At 64.2% G+C, this 20,447-nt stretch carries 20 protein-coding genes; 7 read left to right on the forward strand and 13 right to left on the reverse strand.

Annotated features, from left to right (window positions below):
• The first annotated feature begins 229 nt into the window (after positions 1-229).
• Positions 230-712, forward strand: coding sequence for a glutathione peroxidase (locus AACY13_RS04035; RefSeq protein ID WP_339459468.1), 483 nt, complete (start codon positions 230-232; stop codon positions 710-712).
• 169 nt (positions 713-881) lie between these two features.
• Here the strand turns inward: AACY13_RS04035 and AACY13_RS04040 are convergent, their stop codons facing one another.
• The 7 genes from AACY13_RS04040 to AACY13_RS04070 all read right to left on the reverse strand — a co-directional run bounded on the left by AACY13_RS04040 (position 882) and on the right by AACY13_RS04070 (position 8,655).
• The gene (locus tag AACY13_RS04040; protein ID WP_339459469.1) at positions 882-2,210 is read right to left on the reverse strand and encodes a DUF58 domain-containing protein; all 1,329 of its coding nucleotides are present in this window, start codon (positions 2,208-2,210) and stop codon (positions 882-884) included.
• Between the two features lie 25 nt (positions 2,211-2,235).
• Positions 2,236-3,327 carry an AAA family ATPase gene (locus tag AACY13_RS04045; protein WP_339459471.1) on the reverse strand — a complete coding sequence of 364 codons (1,092 nt, stop codon included), beginning with the start codon at positions 3,325-3,327 and terminating at the stop codon, positions 2,236-2,238.
• On the reverse strand, positions 3,324-4,547 hold the full coding sequence (locus AACY13_RS04050; RefSeq protein ID WP_339459472.1) for a DUF4350 domain-containing protein: 1,224 nt from the start codon (positions 4,545-4,547) through the stop codon (positions 3,324-3,326). Before AACY13_RS04050 ends, AACY13_RS04045 begins: the two co-directional genes overlap by 4 nt.
• A complete protein-coding gene (locus AACY13_RS04055; RefSeq protein ID WP_339459474.1) occupies positions 4,544-6,115 on the reverse strand; it encodes a DUF4129 domain-containing protein in 1,572 nt (523 codons plus the stop codon). Before AACY13_RS04055 ends, AACY13_RS04050 begins: the two co-directional genes overlap by 4 nt.
• Positions 6,102-7,082, reverse strand: a complete 981-nt coding sequence (locus AACY13_RS04060; protein ID WP_339459475.1) for a stage II sporulation protein M — start codon at positions 7,080-7,082, stop codon at positions 6,102-6,104. The genes AACY13_RS04055 and AACY13_RS04060 overlap by 14 nt, the downstream gene beginning before the upstream one ends.
• Positions 7,079-7,804 (reverse strand): RDD family protein, encoded by a 726-nt coding sequence (locus AACY13_RS04065; protein ID WP_339459477.1) that lies wholly within the window; start codon positions 7,802-7,804, stop codon positions 7,079-7,081. The genes AACY13_RS04060 and AACY13_RS04065 overlap by 4 nt, the downstream gene beginning before the upstream one ends.
• A gap of 89 nt (positions 7,805-7,893) precedes the next feature.
• Positions 7,894-8,655, reverse strand: coding sequence for a hypothetical protein (locus AACY13_RS04070; protein WP_339459478.1), 762 nt, complete (start codon positions 8,653-8,655; stop codon positions 7,894-7,896).
• A gap of 163 nt (positions 8,656-8,818) precedes the next feature.
• Between AACY13_RS04070 and sbcB the strand changes: the two genes are divergently transcribed.
• Positions 8,819-10,249 (forward strand): exodeoxyribonuclease I, encoded by a 1,431-nt coding sequence (gene sbcB, locus AACY13_RS04075; protein ID WP_339459479.1) that lies wholly within the window; start codon positions 8,819-8,821, stop codon positions 10,247-10,249.
• A gap of 95 nt (positions 10,250-10,344) precedes the next feature.
• Here the strand turns inward: sbcB and mvaT are convergent, their stop codons facing one another.
• A complete protein-coding gene (gene mvaT, locus AACY13_RS04080; protein WP_339459481.1) occupies positions 10,345-10,719 on the reverse strand; it encodes a histone-like nucleoid-structuring protein MvaT in 375 nt (124 codons plus the stop codon).
• Between the two features lie 344 nt (positions 10,720-11,063).
• Here mvaT and purU point away from each other — a divergent pair, with 344 nt between their 5' ends.
• Genes purU through AACY13_RS04095 form a run of 3 tightly spaced genes read left to right on the forward strand, consistent with a single transcriptional unit; the run spans position 11,064 to position 12,618 of the window.
• Positions 11,064-11,915: a formyltetrahydrofolate deformylase gene (gene purU, locus AACY13_RS04085; RefSeq protein WP_339459482.1), complete on the forward strand. Its 852-nt coding sequence runs from the start codon at positions 11,064-11,066 to the stop codon at positions 11,913-11,915.
• Between the two features lie 46 nt (positions 11,916-11,961).
• On the forward strand, positions 11,962-12,387 hold the full coding sequence (locus AACY13_RS04090) for a CBS domain-containing protein (protein WP_339459483.1): 426 nt from the start codon (positions 11,962-11,964) through the stop codon (positions 12,385-12,387).
• Between the two features lie 48 nt (positions 12,388-12,435).
• Positions 12,436-12,618 (forward strand): hypothetical protein, encoded by a 183-nt coding sequence (locus tag AACY13_RS04095; RefSeq protein ID WP_339459484.1) that lies wholly within the window; start codon positions 12,436-12,438, stop codon positions 12,616-12,618.
• 42 nt (positions 12,619-12,660) lie between these two features.
• Here the strand turns inward: AACY13_RS04095 and AACY13_RS04100 are convergent, their stop codons facing one another.
• Positions 12,661-14,538: a methyl-accepting chemotaxis protein gene (locus tag AACY13_RS04100; protein ID WP_339459486.1), complete on the reverse strand. Its 1,878-nt coding sequence runs from the start codon at positions 14,536-14,538 to the stop codon at positions 12,661-12,663.
• A 128-nt stretch (positions 14,539-14,666) separates the two neighbouring features.
• On the opposite strand from AACY13_RS04100, the gene AACY13_RS04105 reads away from it, so the two are divergent.
• Positions 14,667-16,157, forward strand: a complete 1,491-nt coding sequence (locus AACY13_RS04105; protein ID WP_339459487.1) for a helicase HerA-like domain-containing protein — start codon at positions 14,667-14,669, stop codon at positions 16,155-16,157.
• A gap of 227 nt (positions 16,158-16,384) precedes the next feature.
• Here AACY13_RS04105 and AACY13_RS04110 read toward each other — a convergent pair whose 3' ends face one another.
• The 3 genes from AACY13_RS04110 to AACY13_RS04120 all read right to left on the reverse strand — a co-directional run bounded on the left by AACY13_RS04110 (position 16,385) and on the right by AACY13_RS04120 (position 18,577).
• Positions 16,385-16,597, reverse strand: coding sequence for a hypothetical protein (locus tag AACY13_RS04110; RefSeq protein ID WP_339460008.1), 213 nt, complete (start codon positions 16,595-16,597; stop codon positions 16,385-16,387).
• Between the two features lie 244 nt (positions 16,598-16,841).
• Positions 16,842-17,591: a substrate-binding periplasmic protein gene (locus AACY13_RS04115; protein WP_339459488.1), complete on the reverse strand. Its 750-nt coding sequence runs from the start codon at positions 17,589-17,591 to the stop codon at positions 16,842-16,844.
• A 104-nt stretch (positions 17,592-17,695) separates the two neighbouring features.
• On the reverse strand, positions 17,696-18,577 hold the full coding sequence (locus AACY13_RS04120; RefSeq protein WP_339459490.1) for an aldose 1-epimerase: 882 nt from the start codon (positions 18,575-18,577) through the stop codon (positions 17,696-17,698).
• Positions 18,578-18,702: 125 nt separating this feature from the next.
• Here AACY13_RS04120 and AACY13_RS04125 point away from each other — a divergent pair, with 125 nt between their 5' ends.
• Positions 18,703-19,458, forward strand: coding sequence for a FadR/GntR family transcriptional regulator (locus AACY13_RS04125; protein ID WP_339459491.1), 756 nt, complete (start codon positions 18,703-18,705; stop codon positions 19,456-19,458).
• Between the two features lie 28 nt (positions 19,459-19,486).
• Here AACY13_RS04125 and AACY13_RS04130 read toward each other — a convergent pair whose 3' ends face one another.
• Complete coding sequence (locus AACY13_RS04130) at positions 19,487-20,398, reverse strand: EamA family transporter (protein WP_339459492.1); 912 nt, start codon at positions 20,396-20,398, stop codon at positions 19,487-19,489.
• Positions 20,399-20,447 lie beyond the last annotated feature (49 nt).

Genomic DNA, 20,447 nt, shown 5'->3' on the forward strand with positions numbered 1-20,447 from the left:
AAGCGAGTACTGCTCATTTACACCAGTAAACTCCGCTTCCTCGCCCATCTTTGCCTAGCCTGACTCTAGCTCGCGAGGTCATTAGTAGCGGGTAAGCTGTGGAGCGAGTCGACTTATGGTCGTTCCTCTCGGGCAATCGACTGCTAAGCTGAAACATCAGAAAGGCGCCTTCAGATAGGCGCCTTTTTTGTCTGCTACGCGCGATTTCAGTGTTATCGAGGAGTTAGCCATGAGTGCCTTTCACGACCTCAATCTGCGTGCGCTGGATGGTCAGGAGCTGCCGCTGGCTCCCTTCAAGGGGCAGGTGGTGCTGGTGGTCAATGTCGCCTCCAGGTGCGGCCTGACACCGCAGTACGCCGGCCTGGAAAAGCTCTATCAGCAGTACAAGGCCCAGGGTTTCAGCGTGCTGGGCCTGCCGTGCAACCAGTTTGCCGGGCAGGAGCCGGACAGTGATGAGGCGATTCGCGAGTTCTGCAGCCTCAACTACGGCGTGAGCTTCCCTCTGGGCAGCAAGCTGGAGGTCAACGGTCCCGAGCGTCACCCGCTGTATCGTCTGCTGGCGGGCGAGGGGGCCGAGTTTCCCGGCGATATCACCTGGAACTTCGAAAAATTCCTGGTCGGCCACGACGGCCGCGTGCTGGCGCGCTTCTCCCCGCGTACCACGCCTGACGATCCGGTGCTGATCCTGGCGATCGAAAAAGCCCTGGGCTGACAGGCCATTTGTGCTAAGGCTGCGCACTCGCGGTGCTTACCGCTTGTTCGCCTCCAGGTCTGCCGGGCGCTGCGCCAGCCTGCCGTTGTAGGGTGCGCCATGCGCACCAAGAGCCTGCCGTCTGGGCTGGTGAGAACGGTGCACCCTAGTCACATAACCGAGGCAGTTTTTAAAGTACCCCGGCTTTTTTCCAGGCCAGATAGCTGCTCACCAACTGTGGCCCCAGCTCGCTGGGGCGGGCATCCAGCACCGGCACCTTGTGGGCGCTCAGGCGTTCATGCAGGCCGGCACGGGCGTTGAGGTAATCCAGGGTGCCGCAGTAGTCCAGGGCGCTGGCGAAATCCTCCACAGGTCGCTGGCGCAGGCTGTCGAGCACTTCTTCGCGCAGGCTGGCGACCAGTACCCGGTGCTGGCGGCTCAGGCGCTTGACCGCACCGAGCAGCGCCTGATCGTCCTCATCGCGCAGGTTGGTTACCAGCACCACCAGGGCGCGGCGGCGCTGTCGGCTGAGCAGGTTGTTCACGGCGGCAGCGAAGTCCGCCGGCTGCTGGGTGCAGTGCAGGTCGTACAGGGCGTTGAGCAGCACATTGAGCTGGGCCTGACCCTTGACCGGAGAGAGGAAGCGCGGTGCGCCGGCAAAGGTCGCCAGGCCGACCGCATCGCCCTGGCGCAGAGCCACGTAGCTGAGCAGCAGGCAGGCATTGAGGGCATGGTCGAAGTGCGACAGCTCGCCGTCCTGGCTGCGCATGCGCCGCCCACAGTCGAGCAGGAAGATGATCTGCTGGTCGCGCTCGTCCTGGTATTCGCGGGCAATCGGCGTGCGCTTGCGCGCGGTGGCCTTCCAGTCGATCTGCCGTAGGGTGTCGCCGTCGCGAAATTCGCGCAGCTGGTGAAACTCCAGGCCCAGGCCGCGCCGCGGCTGCTGGCGCACCCCGAGCTGGCTGATCCAGTCGTCCACCGCCATCAGCTGCGCGCCATACAGGCGGGCGAAATCCGGGTAGACGCGGGTTTCGCCGCTGACCGGCAGGTAACGCCGGGCGCGCCACAGGCCCATGGGGCTGGGCAGGCTGACCTCGCACCGGGGAAAGTGAAAATGCCCGCGCAGCAGCGGGCGTACCCGGTAGCTGACCCGGGTCATTTCCCCCGGATGCAGGTCGACCCTGAGTGGCAGGTGCTCGAAGGCCATCTCCCCGGGTAGGTGGTCGAACACCTGCACCTGCAGGGCGTTGCCGTAGTCGTGGTGCAAGCACAGCTGTACTTCGCTCCAGCGCCCCAGGGGCAGGTTGCCGGGCAGCTGGCGTTCGAGGCGTGGCGAGGGCAGCAGGCGCAGGCGCAGGGCGTCGACCAGAGCCAGGCCGAGCAACGCCAGCAGCAGGCCCCAGCCGAGGGTGGCGACGCTGGCCGGCAGCGTCACGGCCAGGGCGCTGCACACTCCGAGGAGGATGCCCAGGGCGAGCAGGCCGGCCAGCAGGGCCAGCAGCAGAGGCGATGGTTTCATGCCCGGGTGCCTTCCAATGCCGGTTTCATAGGCGCGGTGCCGGTACCTGGTCGAGCAGTTGCTGCAGCACCTGATCGACTGCCAGGCCTTCGATATCCAGTTCCGGCGACAGTCGTACGCGATGGCGTAGCACGGCCAGGGCGCAGCCCTTGATGTCGTCGGGGAGCACGAAGTCGCCGCCGCGCAGCAGGGCGCGGGCACGGCCGCAACGCACCAGGGCGATCGAGGCGCGGGGCCCGGCCCCGATGCTCAGGCCCGGCCAGCTGCGGGTGGCGCGGGCGATGCGCACGGCGTAGTCGAGCACCTGTTCGTCGATCGGCAGGTCGCTGGCGATCTTCTGCAGCGCCTGCACGTCGCGGGCCTGCAGCAGAGTGCGCAGCGGGGTGACTTCGAGCATGTCGGCTTTGCTCGAGCGGGCCACCTGGCGCACCATGTTCAGCTCTTCGTTCTGCTCGGGATAGTCCATGCGCAGCTTGAGCATAAAGCGGTCCAGCTCGGCTTCCGGCAGCGGGTAGGTGCCTTCCTGCTCGATCGGGTTCTGCGTGGCCAGCACCATAAAGGGCAGCGGCACGCCGAGGGCGCGGCCTTCCAGGGTGACCTGACGTTCCTGCATGACTTCCAGCAGGGCGGCCTGGGTCTTGGCCGGAGCGCGGTTGATCTCGTCGGCCAGCAGCAGGTTGGTGAACACCGGGCCCTTGCGCAGTTTGAACTGCTCGCTCTGCATGTCGTACACGGCGTGGCCGGTGACATCGCTGGGCATCAGGTCCGGGGTGAACTGGATGCGCGCGAACTCGCCGCCGAAGCAGCGCGCCAGGGCGCGTACCAGCAGAGTCTTGCCCAGGCCGGGCACGCCTTCGATCAGCACATGGCCGCCGGCAATCAGGGCGCTGAGCACATCGTCGATCACCGCCGTCTGGCCGATCAGGGCCTTCTGCAGCTCGGTGCGTAGCGCCTGGGCCAGCTGACTGGCGCGCTGGCGCTGCACGTTCGGGCTGGCCGCGGCGGCTGCCGGAGCGGCGGCGGGGGCCACGACCGCTGCTTCAGGAGCGGCAGGCTCGGCGGCGACGGCAGCGGGTTCGAGTTCGCTGTCCGGCTGTTCGGGTGTGTATTCGCTCATAGGGCATTCCTGAGGGTTTGCAGGTTGGCGACCTGACGGGTGAAGTCGGCGGCGCTCAGCCGTTGTGTGGGCAACGGCCGCATGGCGTGGCTGATAAAGCTGGACGGCTGGCGGCTCAGGCGACTGAGGGCCTGCCATTGTTCGGCGACGCCGAGGCGTTCGAAGCCGGGGTGACGATGCCGGGCGCGGCGCTGGATGTCCTGTTGCAAGCCTTGCAGCAGGCTGCGCTGGCCGCCATGGCGGAGCAGGAAGTCGGCGCTGCCGCGCAGGTGTTCCTGCAGTTGCCGACGGTCGCGGCTGGCGGGTAACAGCAGCGGGCCCTGGCGCACGCCCAGGTGCCACAGGGTAAACGCCAGGAGCAGCGCCAGGGCGGCCAGGGCCAGGGGGAAATGGCGCAGCAGCAGGCTGAACAGGTCGTCCCGTTCGGCGCGGTAGAGCAGGGTCACCTGGCTGTCCTGGCTCATGTACCAGAGCAGCCAGGCGTTGTCGTATTCGCCGATCGCGCGGTTCTGCCAGATCCAGCTGTCGCTGACCACGCTGACCAGGCCGTCGCCGTGGTAGAGCTGTAGCAGGTGGGTGGCGGCATCGCTGTTGGCCCAGGCATGGGCGCGGTTCTCGGCATCGTAGAGGTGGAAGTCGGTGTCGAAGCCGAAGTAGGCCGGAGCCTCCTCGTTTTCCAGATAGAGCTGGGTCAGCTCCGGGTAGAGGTTGTCGTCTTCAGCCGGCTCGACCGCCTCTGCCGGTGCTTGTTCGACAGGCTCGGCGTCATCCGCCTCTGTGTCGGCCTCGTCTTCGTCGAGTTCTTCGCTCTGATATTGCTGGATACCCAGGCTGTCGAGCAGCAGGTCGCCGCTTTTGCCGTCTTCCTCGTCCCACAGCCGCTCGGCGACAAACAGCAGATGCCCGCCCTTGGCCGTCCAGGCCAGCAGGCGTTCGGCCTGTTTCGGCGTCATGCGGGTGCGGTCAGCGAGCAGCAGCAGGGTCTGCCCGCTGCTCGGCAGGTCGTGCAATACCTCCAGGCCATCGGCGCGTTGCACCTGCAGGCCCTGTAGGCGCAAGAAGTGTTCGGCGGCCAGGTAGGGGTTGGCCTGAGCTTCGGGGGCGGGGCCGTGGCTGATGGTTTCTTCGTAGGGTTCGAGGCGGCCCAGCAGGTAGCTGCCCAGCCAGCCAAGGGCCAGCAGCAGGGCTACGCCGAGCAGCAACTGGGTGCGCCGGGTCATGCCTGCACCCCTTGTTCGAACAGCTTGCGCCAGGCCGTGCACAGGCTCTGTTTGAGCGCCGCCGGGGGCAGACGATGGCCGTAGGCGAGGTTTTGCCAGTGCTGGGTCAGGGCCTGGCTGAAGCGGCTCAACTGCGCCTGCTCGAGGCCCTGTACCAGGCGCAGCACTTCGGCCTCGGTGTGCGAGCTTTTCAGCGGCAGACGCTGCTCGTGCAGCATGCGGCTGAGCAGGGCGCGGTAGAGCAGGCCCAGGGCGGCGCGGGGCTGTTCGTCCCAGAGCCGTTCGACCTCGCCGGCGATATCCGCCGGCAGGCTCTGGGGCGTTACTTCCAGGCCGAACAACTGCTCGGGAGGCGCAGGTTGGTGGAGGCGCGGCAGGTTGAGGCGACCGGCAAAGGTGCGCAGCCATTCGCGATAACGCCACAGCAGCCAGGCGATCAGGCTGAACAGGGCGGCCCACAGCAGCACTTCGAAGAACAGCGCCACGGCCTCGACGCTTTTCCACATTTCGCTGAGTTTGAAGAACCTTTCCAGCCACTCGCGCAGGGCCTCGGCGTCTGCTTCATCGGGCTCCTCGGCGGCGTCGCCGAAGCGCCAGCGGGTTACGCTCTCGTGGTGTTCGAAGGGCGGCTGGTCGAGCAGTTGGGCGATGCTCTGCTGCGCCGCCTGGCTGTTCAGGGGTTGCTTGAGCAGGCGCGGTGCCTGCGGGCCCATGGGGTCTTCAACCGGCAGGGGGCAGCTGCTGGCGGCCGCCATGGCGCTGTTGGGCAGTTGCAGCAACAACAGGCCGGCAGCCAGCAGCAGGGCCGAGGTAATGCCGCTCAGGCGCTGGCGCAGGCGGCGGAACGCCAGTTCGATGTCCCAGGCCTCCAATGCGGTGCGACGGTTCAGGTAGAGGGTGAAACCGCAGGCGACGTAGACGGGCTCCCAGACGATCAGGACCAGCACGTAGAGCAGGTTGGACAGGTGCTCCAGCCAGAGCCAGTCGCCGCTGGCGGCATTGATCAGGCTTTGCCAGCTCCAGTCGAGTTCCACCTGTGCCGGCAGGAGCATATAGAACAGGCCGATCAGGCCGAACCACAGCGCCATTTCCAGGTGGATGCCGACCAGGGTCAGCCAGCTGGCCCCGCCGGCGTCGCGCTGGCCGAGGACGATCAGGCGCTGGTTGCGTTCCTTGCCGGCCAGGCCCTCGAGCTGCATCACCGGCAGGTCGAAGCTGCGCGTCGGGCTCAGGCGTCGCCAGGTCAGGCTGGCCAGCAGTTGCGGCCTGAGCAACCCGGGCATGGCCCCGAGCGCCTGCTTGAGGCTGGGGGTGGCCCCGAACAGGGCGCGGGAAAGGATAAACAGCGGCAGGCGTTCATAGGCTGGCTTCAGCCACCAGAACAGCAGCAGCGCCCAGCTCGGGTACTGCCACAGAAGCCCGCACAGTAGGGCGAAGATCGGCAGGGTGACCAGCGCCCAGCTGGCCATCAGCAGGCCGGCGTGCTGCTTGGCCAGCAGCACGCCGAGGTCCATGGCTTCCCAGGCGCTGCGCGGGCGAATAGCCACGCTGGCATCAGTCAGGCGCATGGGCACCTCGGCCGGCCAGCAGCAGATAGGCCAGCACAAGCAGCCAGAGGCCGGCTCCCACCCAGTATTTGACCAAGGGGCTGGCCAGACTCATGGACGACCAGTAGGCCTCGATAAAGGCGGCCAGCAGCAGAAACAGGATCACCCCACCGATCAGTCGCACGCTGTGCCCGGCCGCCAGGCGCAGGGCTTCGCCCCGGGGCAGGCGGCCGGGGGCCAGCAGCGCCCAGCCGAGCTTCAGACCGGCGGCTCCGGCCAGGGCGATGGCGGTCAGCTCGAAGGCTCCGTGACCGACCACGAAGGACCAGAAGGTTTCGCCGTAGCCGATCTGCGTCAGATGGCCGGCCACCGCGCCAATCATCAGGCCGTTGAACAGCAGGAAGAACAGGCTGCCCAGGCCGAGCAGCAGGCCGCTGGCAAAGGTCTGAAAGGCGATGCCGATGTTGTTCATGATGTAGTAGCCGAACATCATCCAGTCGTCGCCGGAGTCGCGCTCGCCGAAGCGGCCGATACGCCGGGCGTCGGGGTCGTACATCTGCTCCATCTCGGCCACCTGCTCGGTGCCGATCAGGCTGTAGACCAGCTCGGGTACCAGGTAGACCAGCAGGCCCATGGCCAGCAGGCTGCCGAAGAACAGCAGGCTGGCGGCGACGACGAAAGGCCATTCGCGCCGCACCAGGCGCGGAAACCCGGCCAGGATAAAACCGAGCAACTGCCCGCCCAGTGGGCTGCGGTGGCGATAGAACTGCTGGTGACCGCGCATGGCCAGCTGCTGCAGGTGCTCGATCAGATGGCTGCTGTAGCCGCGGCTCTGGGCCAGGGCCAGATGCTGGCACAGGCGTCGGTAGTCGGCGGCGAAGCTCTGGCATTGCTGGCTGTCGGCCTTGCCGCGCTCTAGGGCATCGAGTTGCGCGCTGAAGGCCTGCCAGGCGCTCTGGTGCTGGCCCTCGAAAAGACTCTGCTTCATGTCGGCCCCAGCAGGCCGCGGGCGATGCCATTGATCCGCTGCTCGGCCTGTTCGGGCGGCACCTGCAGCGGTTCGGCCAGTATCCCCGCGAGCTCCAGACGGCGCGCGCTGGAGAGAGACTCGGCGCGTTCGGCGAAGCCGAGCAGGGCGCGTTGTTCGCTCAGGTCCATGCTGAATGGCGCGCGCAGAGCCTCGGCCGCCGGTAGCTGGGGCGCGCTGGCGGGGCTGTCGCGGTAGACCACCAGGGTGCCGGCCGCGATATCGCCCAGGCGTTTGAAGGCGAGATGATTGAGGCAGCTGAGAATGCCCAGGGCGTAAGCAAACGGCAGCATGTCGACGAAGCGCAACAGGTTGCGGGTCAGGGATGCCGCCCAGCCGATTGGGGTGCCGTCGTCATGGATCACCCGCAGCCCCATCAGCTGCTTACCCGGCGAGCGGCCCTGATTGAGCACCTCGAACAGCACCATGTACCACCAGGTCACCAGGAACAGCAGGATGGTACCCAGGCCCATGCCGAACTGGCCGAGCAGGGCCAGCACGGCAAACAGCACGGCCAGCAGCGCCCCGCGGATCAGCAGATCGATAGCGAAAGCCAAGGCGCGTGGTACCAGGCCGGCTGGGCGCAGGATCAGGTCGATGCCTTCCGGGGTTTCCACTTGATAGCGGGTATCCAGCAGCGGGCGCTGGACGGGGGCTGGATAGGAAATTGAGCTGAGCGGCATCGGCAGACTGCGTCGAGGAAAGCCCGATGCTAGCCAGCAGCGGACAGGGAAGCAACCGGGTCAGTCAGCCGACCCGGTGCGAGGGACACTTATTGGGGCGCTGGCAGCACGCCGAAGATGGTGCGGTAGAGGATGCCGATGGCAATCATCAGCAGCGGCATGCTCCAGACCAGGCCGATGCCCAGGGGAATGGCGCTGATCATGACGATCAGGCCGAGCAGCAGAAACAGGCCGAATATCTTGAACCAGCGCTGGCCGACGGCCTTGCGCGAGGCTTCCATGGCCTGCCAGGGCGACAGCCCGCGTTCGACCACCAGCGGAATCGCCAGCATATAGGCGATGGCCAGGTAGATGCCGGGGATGATCAGCAGGATCATGCCGAGGTAGATCAGCACAGGGCAGGCGATCGCGGTAATCAGGATCGGCACGCTGCGGCCGAAGTGGCTGAAAATCTCGTTGAAGCTGATGTTCTGGTCGGCCGCACGGCGGATGCCGACCATGCCGATCCCGGCCATAAAGGGGTAGGCCAGGGCCGAGGCGAAGAGACCCACCACGATTTCCACCACGGTGCCGAGCACTAGGCTGTCGCTGGCCAGGCCGAGCAGGGCGACGAGGCCGCCGAGGGCCAGGGAGGCGACCATCATCACCGTATAGAACAGCAGGAAACCGCCGACGATGATGCCTTTTGTGCCCTTGGTACGTTGCCAGGCCTCGCTCAGCAACTCGCCGATGGTGAAGTCGTAGCCGCGACTCAGGGCTTCTTCGATGCTCGGTACCCGCAGATCGCGGGGCGATTCCTGCAGGGCGCTGATGGGGGCGGCGTAGGGATTGCTGACGGGGGTATCACTCATGGCGGCGTCCTTGTTCGAGAGTGAGGGGCAGGGGCTTACTCTAGCCGCCGCTTGCTCCGGCCACAAGCGCACGGGACTTGCCGTGGCACTGCGTGCCGGCCCGGAAGGCCCGCGGCGAGCCTGGCCTGTTAGACTGCCCGTGCCTCCCACTCAGGACAAAACCGTGAGCTCCAGTCTCTTTTGGTACGACTACGAAACCACTGGCATCGACCCGCGCCGCGACCGCCCGCTGCAGGTGGCCGGGATTCGCACCGACGAAAACCTCAACGAAATCGGCGAGCCGCTGAATATCTACTGCCAGCCCAGCGAGGACATCCTGCCCCATCCGGCGGCGTGCCTGGTTACCGGTATTACCCCGGGCCGGCTGGCCGAGCAGGGCTTGAGTGAAGCCGAATTCATGACCCGGATACATGCCGAGCTGGCGCAGCCGGGTACCTGCGGGGTGGGTTACAACAGTTTGCGTTTCGACGATGAGGTGACGCGCTACAGCCTGTATCGCAATTTTTTCGACCCCTATGCCCGCGAATGGCAGGGCGGTAACAGTCGCTGGGATCTGATCGACCTGGTGCGCTGCGCCTATGCACTGCGCCCCGAGGGCATCGTCTGGCCCGAAGAAGACGGACGCGTGACGCTCAAGCTGGAGCGCCTGACCGCGGCCAACGGCATTGCCCATGGCCAGGCCCACGATGCCCTGTCCGATGTGCGCGCGACCATCGCCCTGGCCCGCTTGCTGCGCAGCAAGCAACCCAGGCTGTATGACTACCTGTACCAGCTGCGCAGCAAGCAGCGGGTGCTCGATCAGGTGCGCCTGTTGCAGCCGCTGGTGCATGTCTCCGGGCGCTTTGCCGGGGCCCGGCATTATCTGGCCCTGGTCTTGCCCCTGGCCTGGCACCCGCGCAACCGCAATGCGCTGATCGTGTGCGACCTGCATGGCGATATTTCGCCCCTGCTCAATGAAACAGCGGCCACCCTGCAGCAACGCTTGTATACCCGCCGCGAGAATTTGGCCGAAGGCGAGTTGCCGGTACCGCTGAAGTTGCTGCATATCAATCGCTGTCCGGTATTGGCCCCCTTGTCGGTATTGCGCGATGCCGATATTCAGCGCCTGCAATTGGATATGCCCGGCTATCAGGCCCGGGCCGAACAATTGCGCACGCACGCGGCGCAGTGGCAGGACAAACTCGCCGAGGTATATGGCGAGGAACAGTTCGCACCGAACCCGGACCCGGAACAACAGTTGTACCAGGGGTTTATCGGCGATCGCGACCGGCGTTTATGTGAGCAGGTGCGGCTGGCCGACCCGCAGCGCCTCGGCCAGCAGGCCTGGCCATTTGACGATGGGCGTTTGCCGGAGTTGCTGTTTCGCTACCGGGCGCGCAACTTTCCAGCGAGTTTGAGTGAGGGCGAGCAGCAGCAGTGGCAGGCATTCTGCCGGCAACGTTTAAGTCAGGCGGAATATGGCGCGCCCAATACCCTGGCGGATTTTACCCAGGCCCTGGACGCCGTATTCGATGGAGTACCGGCCGGGCAGCAGGCGGTGTTAAGCGAGTGGCGTAACTATGCCGAACAGTTGCGTCAGCGTTATGCCCTGTAACGGGTAAAGACGGCAGCCAATCGCTGTGCTCCAGCCAATAAAAAACGCCAGCAATGCTGGCGTTTTTTATTGGTATTGGTTGCTTGGGTCGCTGCTTAGTCCAGCAGGGTTGCCCAGCCTTCTACCACGTCGCCGCCCCACTTGGCTTTCCACTCTTTCAGGGTCTTGTGGTTGCCACCTTTGGTTTCGATCACTTCACCGGTGTTGGGGTTCTTGTACTGCTTGACCTTGCGCGCGCGCTTGGTGCCGGCGGGCTTGGCCGCGCGGGTCGCCTTGCTGCTCTTGGCATCCGGGTCGAGCATGGCAATGATGTCGCGCAGGGACTTCTGATATTCGCCCATCAGGGTGCGCAGTTTGCCTTCGAACTCGAGCTCTTTTTTCAGCTTGTCATCTTGCGACAGGTTTTTCAGGCGCTCTTGCAGTTCTTTGATGGCTTCTTCTGTGGCGCGGTATTCGTTGATCAGCGACATGTGGCTTACCTTAATATTCGAAAAAGGATGACTAAGTGGTTTGATAATAGTCAGGCACTTTTCACAAGTAAACCGCTTTGTCGAAATTTTCCAGAGTGGGTGTTTTCAATTAGCCCTAATTGACCGGCAATTAATCCCTTGCAGTTGTCGGTGATTGCCGCGGCGCTGGATATTCGCGGTTATCCGTGGGGGCAGCATTTAAATAGTGCAGGACGAATCGAGAGTAACGCTGCCGATAAATGTTGCGGTTCACTGGGACGATCGTGCTGCAGTGTGCAGGAGTACTGCAGTTTTCCTGCGCTGTGGCTAGAATGGCCGCCTTTATGCAAGCGGCGGAGTGTTACATGCGCACTTTTCGACTGGTCATCGCCTGCCCCGATCGGGTCGGTATCGTGGCCAAGGTCAGTAACTTTCTGGCCACCTATAACGGCTGGATTACCGAGGCCAGTCATCATTCGGACAATCAGAGTGGCTGGTTCTTTATGCGCCACGAGATTCGCGCCGACTCGCTGCCGTTCGAACTTGACGGCTTTCACCAAGCCTTTGCGCCTATTGCCCGCGAGTTTTCCATGGAGTGGCGGGTTACCGATTCGGCGCAGAAGAAGCGCGTGGTCCTGCTGGCCAGTCGCGAGTCCCATTGCCTGGCCGATTTACTGCATCGTTGGCACAGCGGCGAGCTGGATTGTGACATTCCCTGTGTTATTTCCAATCATGACGATCTGCGCAGCATGGTCGAGTGGCACAACATCCCCTACTTCCATGTGCCGGTCGATGCGCATGACAAGCAGGTGGCCTTCGCCGAAGTGGAGCGCCTGGTCAAGGCGCATCGAGCCGACGTGATCGTCCTGGCCCGCTATATGCAGATTCTTCCCGCGCAACTGTGCGCCGAGTTTTCCCAGCGGGTGATCAATATCCATCACAGCTTTCTGCCGTCCTTCGTCGGGGCCAAACCCTATCACCAGGCCTCGCTACGTGGGGTCAAACTGATCGGAGCCACTTCGCACTATGTCACCGAAGAGCTGGATGCCGGGCCGATCATCGAGCAGGACGTGGTGCGAGTCAGCCACCGCGACAGCATTGAAGAGATGGTGCGCCTGGGCAAGGATGTGGAAAAAATGGTGCTGTCCCGTGGATTACGCTATCACTTAGAAGACAGAGTACTGGTGCACGATAACAAGACGGTGGTGTTTGACTGAGTTGTAGGTCGTGGGCCGGTTTAGTGCATGACAAAGGAGTTCGCTGATGCTCAAGTCAATCAAGGTGCGCGATTACATGACCCGCAATCTGGTGACCTTTCGTCCTGAAATGAATCTGTTCACGGCGATCAACCGGTTACTGGATCACCGCATCTCCGGCGCGCCTGTGGTCGACGGGCAGGGGCATCTGGTGGGCCTGTTGTCCGAGGGTGATTGTCTGCGCGGCATTCTGTCCGGGGCTTATTACGAGTCCGCGGGGGGCGATGTCAGTGCCTATATGACCACCGAGGTGGAAGTCATTTCGCCCGAGGCCGATATCATCGAGGTTTCCGAGCGTTTTCTGCGCGGTCGCCGGCGGCGTCTGCCGGTGGTCGAGGATGGCCGGCTGGTTGGCCAGGTCAGTCGTAGCGATGTGCTGCGCGCGGTCAAGGAGTTCGCCCAGCACGATGAAGGGCGTTTGCTGGTTAACTGAGGTGTTTGGGCAGATCAGCCAAACGCCGCACCTTGAACAGGCGATGCGATGAACGATCCGCTGGCGCGAGCCACCGCCAAAGCCCCGCCCGTGGTGGGCGAGGGTTGTACCCAGCGGTACGATCCGCAGGCCCTGGGCCCCGAGGATGGTACCGAGTTTGCCGAGGCCGCCGAGTTGTGGCGGCAGCTGCAACGGGATAAACAGGCGGCCGAGCGCGACACGCCGAAATGACAACGGGGCACTCATGGAGTGCCCCGTTTGCATGGCGCGGGTTTAAATGCGGAAGCTGTCGACCAGCTGCTTGAGCCTGGAAGCCTGCTGTTCCAGGTCGCCACAGGCGCGCAGGGTGGCGTTGAGGTTCTCCACGCCCTCCTGGTTGAGGGTGTTGATCTCGGTGATGTCGACGTTGAGCGATTCGATCACCGAGGTCTGTTCTTCGGTGGCGGTGGCCACCGACTGGTTCATGCCGTCGATCTCACCGATGCGCGCGGTGACGCTGCCCAGACGTTCGCCGGCCTGGTTGGCGATCACCACGCTCTCCTCGCTGTAGCGCTGGCTCTCGGTCATGGTGGTGACCGACTCGCGGGAGCCGACCTGCAGTTCTTCGATCATCTTCTCGATTTCCTGCGCCGACTCCTGGGTGCGGTGGGCCAGGTTGCGTACCTCGTCGGCAACCACGGCAAAGCCGCGGCCGGCTTCGCCCGCGCGGGCGGCTTCGATGGCGGCGTTGAGGGCGAGCAGGTTGGTCTGCTGGGAGATGCTTTTGATCACCTCGAGAATCTGCCCGATATTCACCGTCTTGCCGTTCAGGGTCTCGATATTGCTGCAGGAGGCGCTGATCTTGGCCGACAGCTCGTTCATCGCGACGATGGTCTTTTCCACCACCTGGCGGCCGTCTTCGGCCAGGCCGCGGGCATCCGAGGCCTGGGTCGAGGCGTCGGCGGCATTGCGCGCGATTTCCTGGGCGGCCGCGCCCAATTCATTGATCGCGGCGGCCACGCTGTTGGTGCGGCTGGCCTGCTCGTCGGAGTTGATCATCGAGGAGTTGGAGGCGTTGACCACCAGCTTGGCCACTTCGTTGACCTGGCTGGTGGCCGAGGAGACTTCCCGAATCGAGCTGTGGATACGCTCGACGAAACGGTTGAAGGCGGTGGCCAGGCGGCCGAACTCGTCATTGGACTGGATATGCAGGCGTTTGGTCAGATCGCCTTCACCCTGGGCGATGTCCTCCATGGCCTTGCCCATCACCAGCAGGGGCTGCATCAGCACCCGGATCAGCATGCTCAGCAGCAGGATGATCAGCACCACGGCAATCAGGGTGGCGATGATCGCCGAGGCGCGGAATTCGCTGAGCATCGCATAGGCTTTGGTCTTGTCCACGGACAGGCCGACATACCAGTTGACCGAAGGCAGGCCCTTGACCGGGGCAAAGGTCAGGATGCGGGTCTCGCCGTTGACCTGGGTTTCGCTGAAATCGCTGCCGATGCGCGGGGTGTTCTGCGGGAAGACCTCGCCGAGGTTCTTCATCACCAGGCTCTTGTCCGGGTGCACCAGAATCTTGCCGTCGGCGCTGACCAGGAAGGCATAGCCGATGCCGTTGAAGTCTAGGGAATTGATGATCTCGACCAGGGTGTTGAGGCTCAGGTCGCCGCCGACCACGCCCGCCGCCTTGGCGGGTGTGGCGATGGTGATGATCAGCGCGCTGGTGGCGGCATCCACATAGGGTTCGGTCAGGGTGGTGCCGCCGGCGGCCATGGCGTCCTTGTACCAGGGCCGCACGCGCGGGTCGTAGTCCGCCGGCATCTTCTCGTCCGGACGCATGGTGAAGGCACCCTCGGCACTACCCAGGTAGGTGAAGGCAAAGGTCGAGGTCAGGGCTTTCTGTTCGAGCAGGCCGGTCAGGCTGTCGGTCGAGGCGTCGCGGGCAATCGATTGGGCGGTACTCTCGACCAGCAGAATGCGCCCCGACAACCAGTTCTGGATGGTGCCGGCGGTGACATTGCCCATCTCATGCAGGTAGCTTTCCAGATTGGCGCGGATGGCATTGCGTTGCAGGTAGTCGTTGTACAGGGTGAACAGGGCAAAAGCGCAGAGCACCACCAGGGAGGCCGCGAGTAGAATTTTGTGGCTGAATTTCAGGTTATTGGTCATGGCTTCTTGCGTCCGGTGAGGTCAGGCATCAGTCTTTGGCTGATGTAAGGCAGTCGCTGCGCCAGGATGCGGCGTTGGGAACTGTGTCGGCATACCAGCAGTAAAGCTTTAACCGAGAGGATGGCAATATGGCCGAAATTAATCAGTTTGTGCTGGGTGCCGGCGTCGACGGGCAGCCGATCAGCCAGTCGTTGCGCCTGGCCAATCGGCATGGCCTGATCGCGGGAGCCACCGGCACGGGCAAGACGGTGACCCTGCAACGGTTGATCGAGGGGTTCAGTGACGCCGGCGTGGCGGTATTCGCCGCCGATGTGAAGGGCGATCTGTGCGGCCTGGGCGCAGCCGGCAGCCCCCAGGGCAAGGTGGCCGAGCGGATTGCCAGCATGCCCTGGCTCGGCCATCGGCCGACGGCCTACCCGCTGAGCCTGTGGGATGTGCATGGCCAGAGCGGCCATCCATTACGCACCACCCTGAGCGAGATGGGCCCCCTGCTGATCGGCGCATTGCTGGAGCTGACCGACAGCCAGCAGGCGGCCCTCTATGCCGCGTTCAAGGTGGCCGATCGCGAAGGCCTGCTGCTGCTCGACCTGAAAGACCTCAAGGCCCTGCTGGCCCACCTGAAGAGCCACCCCGAGGTGCTGGGCGAGGACAGTGCGCTGTTTACTTCCACCTCTTCCCAGGCCCTGCTGCGCAAGCTGGCGGGGTTGGAACAGCAGGGGGGCGAGGCCCTGTTCGGCGAACCGGCATTGCAGCTGGAAGACCTGCTGCACCCGGATCGCGACGGCCGCGGGCGGATTCATCTGCTCGATGCCAGCCGCCTGGTGCACGAAGCCCCCAAGGTCTACGCGACCTTCCTGTTGTGGCTGCTGGCCGAACTGTTCGAGCAGTTGCCGGAGCGCGGCGATGCCGACAAGCCGCTGCTGGTGCTGTTCTTCGATGAGGCTCATCTGCTGTTCGCCGACACCCCGAAAGCCCTGCAGGACCGCCTGGAGCAGGTGGTGCGGCTGATTCGTTCGAAAGGCGTCGGGGTGTATTTCGTCACCCAGTCGCCCAGCGATCTGCCCGATGAGGTGCTGGCTCAGCTCGGCCTGCGCATCCAGCATGGCCTGCGCGCCTTTACCGCTAAGGAGCAGAAGTCCCTGCGTGCGGTGGCCGAGGGTTTTCGCCCCAACCCCGCGATCGATACCCTGGCAACGCTGACCGAGCTGGGGATCGGCGAGGCCCTGGTCGGCACGCTGGAAGACAAGGGCACGCCGGCCATGGTCCAGCGGGTGGCCATCGCCCCGCCGCAGTCGCGCATCGGCCCGCTCAGCGAGAGCGAGCGGGTCGCACTGATTCGCCAGTCGCCGTTGGGTGGGCGTTATGACAAGCCCATCGATCGCGAGTCCGCCTACGAGCTGCTCAGCGCCCGCGCCGAGCAGGCCGCCCGGGAGAAGGCGGCACAGGACAAACCGGTTGCAGCCGGCAAGGCCGCCGGTATCGGCAGTGCCGCGGGGGATCTGCTCGGCGGCCTGGCCGGCCAGGTGCTGAAGTCGACGATGCGCCAGGCTGCCAATCAGATCGGTCGGCAGCTGGTGCGTGGCTTGCTGGGGTCCCTGCTTGGCGGCAAGGGACGATAGCAGGCCGTTGAAAAACTACCTGTGTTGGCAATACTGCGTTAAAAACGGCCTCAAAATGCTCATTTACAGCACGTAAACTCCGCTTTTGACTCGCTTCGCTCGCCCTGCGGGCCAGCCTACGGCTGTTACTCCGCTGCGCTACGTAGCGGCCGTTTTTGCCTTGCCTTGCCTTGCCTGCCTCGCCTACGTTTTTTCAACGGCCTGTTAAGGCCGCGAGCCGGGCTGGATCAGTCGCCTGCCTGATCGCTTTTGGCCTGTAGATCTTTTTCGATCTTCTCGATTTCTTTCTCGAAGGCCTGGTCAAGCAGGTTGGCTTTCTTGCGCCAAGGCTTGCGTTCGGGGTCCGGCTGAGCGGCGTAGGTAACAACTTCCCCGCCGTATACTTCCTTGTAACGCTGCGCCTGGCGCTCGAGTTCGGCGCGCAGTTCGTCTTTCGTCACGTGTTTACCCATGGTTATCTGGAGGTTATTGGTCACGATATAACCCCGACGGGGGATCGTCCAATGCTGTGAATCAGTTGGCTGTTGCGTAATGGGTTAGCGCTGCAAAGCGTTTAACCAAGGCCTGTTGAACGTATATTTGCCAGGCCAAACAACTGTTTGGCGCAATTGTCAGGCGGTTCGAACAGGCGGCTTTTTATCAGCGAGGTAATTATGGCGAAGCCGAATTAAATGTCCAGCCCACCTAATTAACGGGCTGCAGGCCATAACGCTGCAGAATGGCCGTCAGTTGCCCATCTTTTATCAGCGTTGTCAGCCCGGCATTGAACGCCTGAAACTGCACTTCGCTGACCTTCTTGCGTGAAAAACCGATGCCGTAAGAAATGGCCGCCAGATGCCCCGCCGGGCGCACGCCATAGAGTTGATGGTGGTCCACCAGATGCCGTGCCACATCACGGTTGAGCAGCACCAGGCCGTTCTGGCCAAAGCGTCCGGCATTGAGCATCAACATCAGGCGCTGGTTATTGGTTGCTAGTCTGATCTCGACATCGGCCACCCCCTTGAGGGTCTCGCTCAACACGAACGAGGTGCCCGAGGGACCATATACGCCAATCTGCCGACCGCGCAGATCCTCGGGGCGCTGGTAGGTGAAATCGCTGCCGCGCCGGGTGTAGAAATCGTAGCCGGAAGTCACCAGCATCGGTGTAATAAAAAAAGCCTGGCTGCGCGCGGGCGACTGGATCACGCTGAATATACCGTCGACCTCGCCGTCTTCCGCCAGCTGCAATGCTCTACGCCATGGTAAGACTTCGATACTGCAGTGGTAGTTCAACTTCCGGCAGACCTGATTGACTACATCCGGCAATGCACCGCTGGCGTTATTGCCGCGCGAATAACTGAAGGGCGGAAACTCTTCGGTGACGAAGTGCAAGTCGTTGGCGGCCGCCTGGCCGCCGCACAGCAACAGCGCGAATATGAACAGTGACATGCGCATCAGCACTGATTCTTTCCTTGGCTGCCCTAAGTTCGTGCAGGCGTTTTTATAGTAATAAGGCTGGCAAACGCGAGATGGCTTTTTGCCCGCCATTATTAGCGCTGTTACAGGGGCGTTGCCAAGGCCTGGTAGTGCAAGCTGAAGGACAGGCGGCTGGATTGTCCCTGGCGCAATAGCCGCAGGCCTGGCTGGCCGGGCAGGTGGTGGGCATTGACCGGGTGCGTCACGGGCTCGAAGCAGAAGAAGTCCTGCCCGGCCGGAGTGTAGAGAATAAAGTGATCGGCTCCCTGGCTGCGGCACTGCAGACGGTAGCCGGTATCGGCCTGGATGATCTCGCAGTAGCCGTTCCAGCCGCTGAAGGCGTTGTCGATCTGCTCGGCGGGCAGCTCCCGGGGCTCGGCGAAGTCCCAGTCGGCCGGCAGCGCCGCGAGTGCTGTGGACAGGCGGCTGGGGTCACACTGCCAGAATTGCTCTGCCGCGGCGCGCAGACGGGTGTGTGGGCTGCGCGGGAAATAGGGGTGCCAGCCCAGACCATGCCAGGCGGCGCGCTCGTCCAGGTGGGTGACCTGCAGCTCGATGTCGAGCCGCCCGTCGTGCAGGCGAAAGCGCTGTACCGCGCGATAGGCAAAGGGCTGCCGGCTGTCCAGTTGCAGGACGATCTCAGTCGCGCTCTGTGCGCTCAGCTGCCAGGGCTGTTGCCAGGCACTACCGTGGATCGGCAAGGGATCGTTGGGGCTGTTGGCGGCCAGATCGAACCAGCCATCGGGGCCGGCAAAGCCGCCGCCGGCGATGCGATTGGACCAGGGCACCAGCGGGTAGCAGCCCAGCCGCCGTGGCGTGGCGGCGTCGAGGGCCTGCTGGTCGCTGGGGCGCAGCAGCGCCTGGCCAGTGGCGGTGACCGACCAGTTGGCGATGCTGCCGCCCAGTTCGGGGGCCAGGCTCAGGCGGGTGATGCCGTCGTCGAGGCTGAGGAGTGTCGCTGTCATCGGGTTCTTGCCTTGAAAGTGGCTGATGTCGTTGCCGCACACGGCCGATGCGTGACCGGGGGTGTCATCGTACAACTGCTGGGATATGATGGCAGCCTAGCCGTCAGCCGAGAAAGACCTCCGATATGGACACTCAGAACAGCCCTCCGCGCGTACGCAGAAAGCATCGCAGCCTGGCCCAGGAATTGGTCACCGAGCTGTCCCAGCGGATTCGCGACGGTGTGATCAAGCGCGGCGACAAGTTGCCGACCGAGTCGGCGATCATGGAAGAGCAGGGTGTCAGCCGCACCGTGGTGCGCGAGGCCTTGTCGCGCTTGCAGGCAGCTGGCCTGGTGGAAACCCGCCACGGCATCGGCACCTTCGTGCTGGACACGCCGAGCCCCAGCGGTTTTCGCATCGATCCGGCGACCATCGTCACCCTGCGCGATGTGCTGGCGATTCTCGAGTTGCGTATCAGCCTCGAGGTCGAGTCGGCGGGGCTGGCTGCACAACGGCGCAGTGCCGAGCAGCTGACGTCCATGCGTGAGGCCCTGGATGCCTTGAGCCAGAACGTCACCCACTCCGGCGATGCGGTGGCGTCCGACTTCCAGTTCCACCTGCTGATCGCCGAGGCCACCGGCAACCGCTACTTCACCGACATCATGAGCCACCTGGGTACCAGCATCATTCCGCGCACCCGCCTGAATTCGGCGCGCATCGCCCAGGACGACCAGGAACATTACATGGCGCGCCTGAGCCGCGAGCACGAGCAGATCTTCGAGGCCATCGCCCGCCAGGATTCCGATGCGGCCCGCGCCGCCATGCGCCTGCACCTGACCAACAGTCGCGAGCGTTTGCGTCAGGCCCATGAAGCGGCGGAAGCCCAGGCCCTGCACGGTTGATGGCGGCCGATGGTTCAAGTAGGTCCTGTTAGGCTCGGCGCTTGTAAGCCAGCAGGACGATGCCGCTGACCACCAGCACCCCGCCGAACATCTGCAGGCCATTGAGCAGCTGACCGAGAATCAGCCAGCCGAACAGCAGCCCGGCCACCGGTTCGATATTCATCACCGGCGCGTTGCGCGCGATATCCAGGCGGGTGACTAGGATAAACAGCGCGGAAAACGCCACCCCATACAGCAACACCAGGCAGCCCAGGGCGATCCAGCCGGCCGTGGCGCTGGGCAGATCCATCCCGCCCGGCAACAGGCCGCCGGCCCCAGCCAGGGCCGAGGCGGCGAACACCACCAGCATGGTCAGCATGCTGCGCACCGCGCCCGGCATGCCGCTGAGCCGGTGTTCGGTAATCCACAGGGCGCAGGCAAATGCCGCCGCGCCGGTCAGGCCGAACACTACCCCTTCGATCCAGCGTCGATCGATCTCGGCCGGGCCGGACAGCTGCTGCGGCAGGTCGAGCACGAACACCAGGCCCAGCAGGATCAGCCCCATCAGCCAGGCCGCGCGGCGGGTCGGCCGCGGCCCGCCCAGGGCCCAAGTCAGCAGCGCCAGCAGAATGGGCGCGAGGTTGACCACCAGCAGCGCCAGGGCCACCGGAATCCGCGCCACCGCCGAGTAGATGCAGAAACTCTGCACCGCGATCAGCAGGCCGAGCAGCAGCTGCCAGCCCCAGGTCTGGCGGCGCATTCGCAGCGATTCGCCGCGCCACAGCACCAGGGCGGCGAGCGCCAGCAGGGTCACCCCGGAACGGCAGAGCATCGCCAGCAGCAGGCCGGTGTCATGGTCGAAGGCGATCCGCGCGGCAATATGGTTGCCGGCGAAGGAGCAGGCCAGGGTGGCCAGGATCAGGGCGGCGATATGCCGGGGGAAGGGCGTGGCGGCAGGCATGACGGAGGTGATGTCCTTATACAAGCAAGGAGCCGCCAGGTCGGCGGCT

It is taken from the genome of Pseudomonas sp. EA_105y_Pfl2_R69 (genome assembly GCF_963970915.1).
GTDB lineage: Bacteria > Pseudomonadota > Gammaproteobacteria > Pseudomonadales > Pseudomonadaceae > Aquipseudomonas.

Excerpts from the sequence above, each read along its gene's own strand:
- AACY13_RS04035 (WP_339459468.1), top strand. The coding sequence starts at position 230 with ATGAGTGCCTTTCACGACCTCAATCTGCGTGCGCTGGATGGTCAGGAG.
- AACY13_RS04040 (WP_339459469.1), bottom strand. The coding sequence starts at position 2,210 with ATGAAACCATCGCCTCTGCTGCTGGCCCTGCTGGCCGGCCTGCTCGCC.
- AACY13_RS04045 (WP_339459471.1), bottom strand. The coding sequence starts at position 3,327 with ATGAGCGAATACACACCCGAACAGCCGGACAGCGAACTCGAACCCGCT.
- AACY13_RS04050 (WP_339459472.1), bottom strand. The coding sequence starts at position 4,547 with ATGACCCGGCGCACCCAGTTGCTGCTCGGCGTAGCCCTGCTGCTGGCC.
- AACY13_RS04055 (WP_339459474.1), bottom strand. The coding sequence starts at position 6,115 with ATGCGCCTGACTGATGCCAGCGTGGCTATTCGCCCGCGCAGCGCCTGG.
- AACY13_RS04060 (WP_339459475.1), bottom strand. The coding sequence starts at position 7,082 with ATGAAGCAGAGTCTTTTCGAGGGCCAGCACCAGAGCGCCTGGCAGGCC.
- AACY13_RS04065 (WP_339459477.1), bottom strand. The coding sequence starts at position 7,804 with ATGCCGCTCAGCTCAATTTCCTATCCAGCCCCCGTCCAGCGCCCGCTG.
- AACY13_RS04070 (WP_339459478.1), bottom strand. The coding sequence starts at position 8,655 with ATGAGTGATACCCCCGTCAGCAATCCCTACGCCGCCCCCATCAGCGCC.
- mvaT (WP_339459481.1), bottom strand. The coding sequence starts at position 10,719 with ATGTCGCTGATCAACGAATACCGCGCCACAGAAGAAGCCATCAAAGAA.
- purU (WP_339459482.1), top strand. The coding sequence starts at position 11,064 with ATGCGCACTTTTCGACTGGTCATCGCCTGCCCCGATCGGGTCGGTATC.
- AACY13_RS04090 (WP_339459483.1), top strand. The coding sequence starts at position 11,962 with ATGCTCAAGTCAATCAAGGTGCGCGATTACATGACCCGCAATCTGGTG.
- AACY13_RS04095 (WP_339459484.1), top strand. The coding sequence starts at position 12,436 with ATGAACGATCCGCTGGCGCGAGCCACCGCCAAAGCCCCGCCCGTGGTG.
- AACY13_RS04100 (WP_339459486.1), bottom strand. The coding sequence starts at position 14,538 with ATGACCAATAACCTGAAATTCAGCCACAAAATTCTACTCGCGGCCTCC.
- AACY13_RS04105 (WP_339459487.1), top strand. The coding sequence starts at position 14,667 with ATGGCCGAAATTAATCAGTTTGTGCTGGGTGCCGGCGTCGACGGGCAG.
- AACY13_RS04115 (WP_339459488.1), bottom strand. The coding sequence starts at position 17,591 with ATGCGCATGTCACTGTTCATATTCGCGCTGTTGCTGTGCGGCGGCCAG.
- AACY13_RS04120 (WP_339459490.1), bottom strand. The coding sequence starts at position 18,577 with ATGACAGCGACACTCCTCAGCCTCGACGACGGCATCACCCGCCTGAGC.
- AACY13_RS04125 (WP_339459491.1), top strand. The coding sequence starts at position 18,703 with ATGGACACTCAGAACAGCCCTCCGCGCGTACGCAGAAAGCATCGCAGC.
- AACY13_RS04130 (WP_339459492.1), bottom strand. The coding sequence starts at position 20,398 with ATGCCTGCCGCCACGCCCTTCCCCCGGCATATCGCCGCCCTGATCCTG.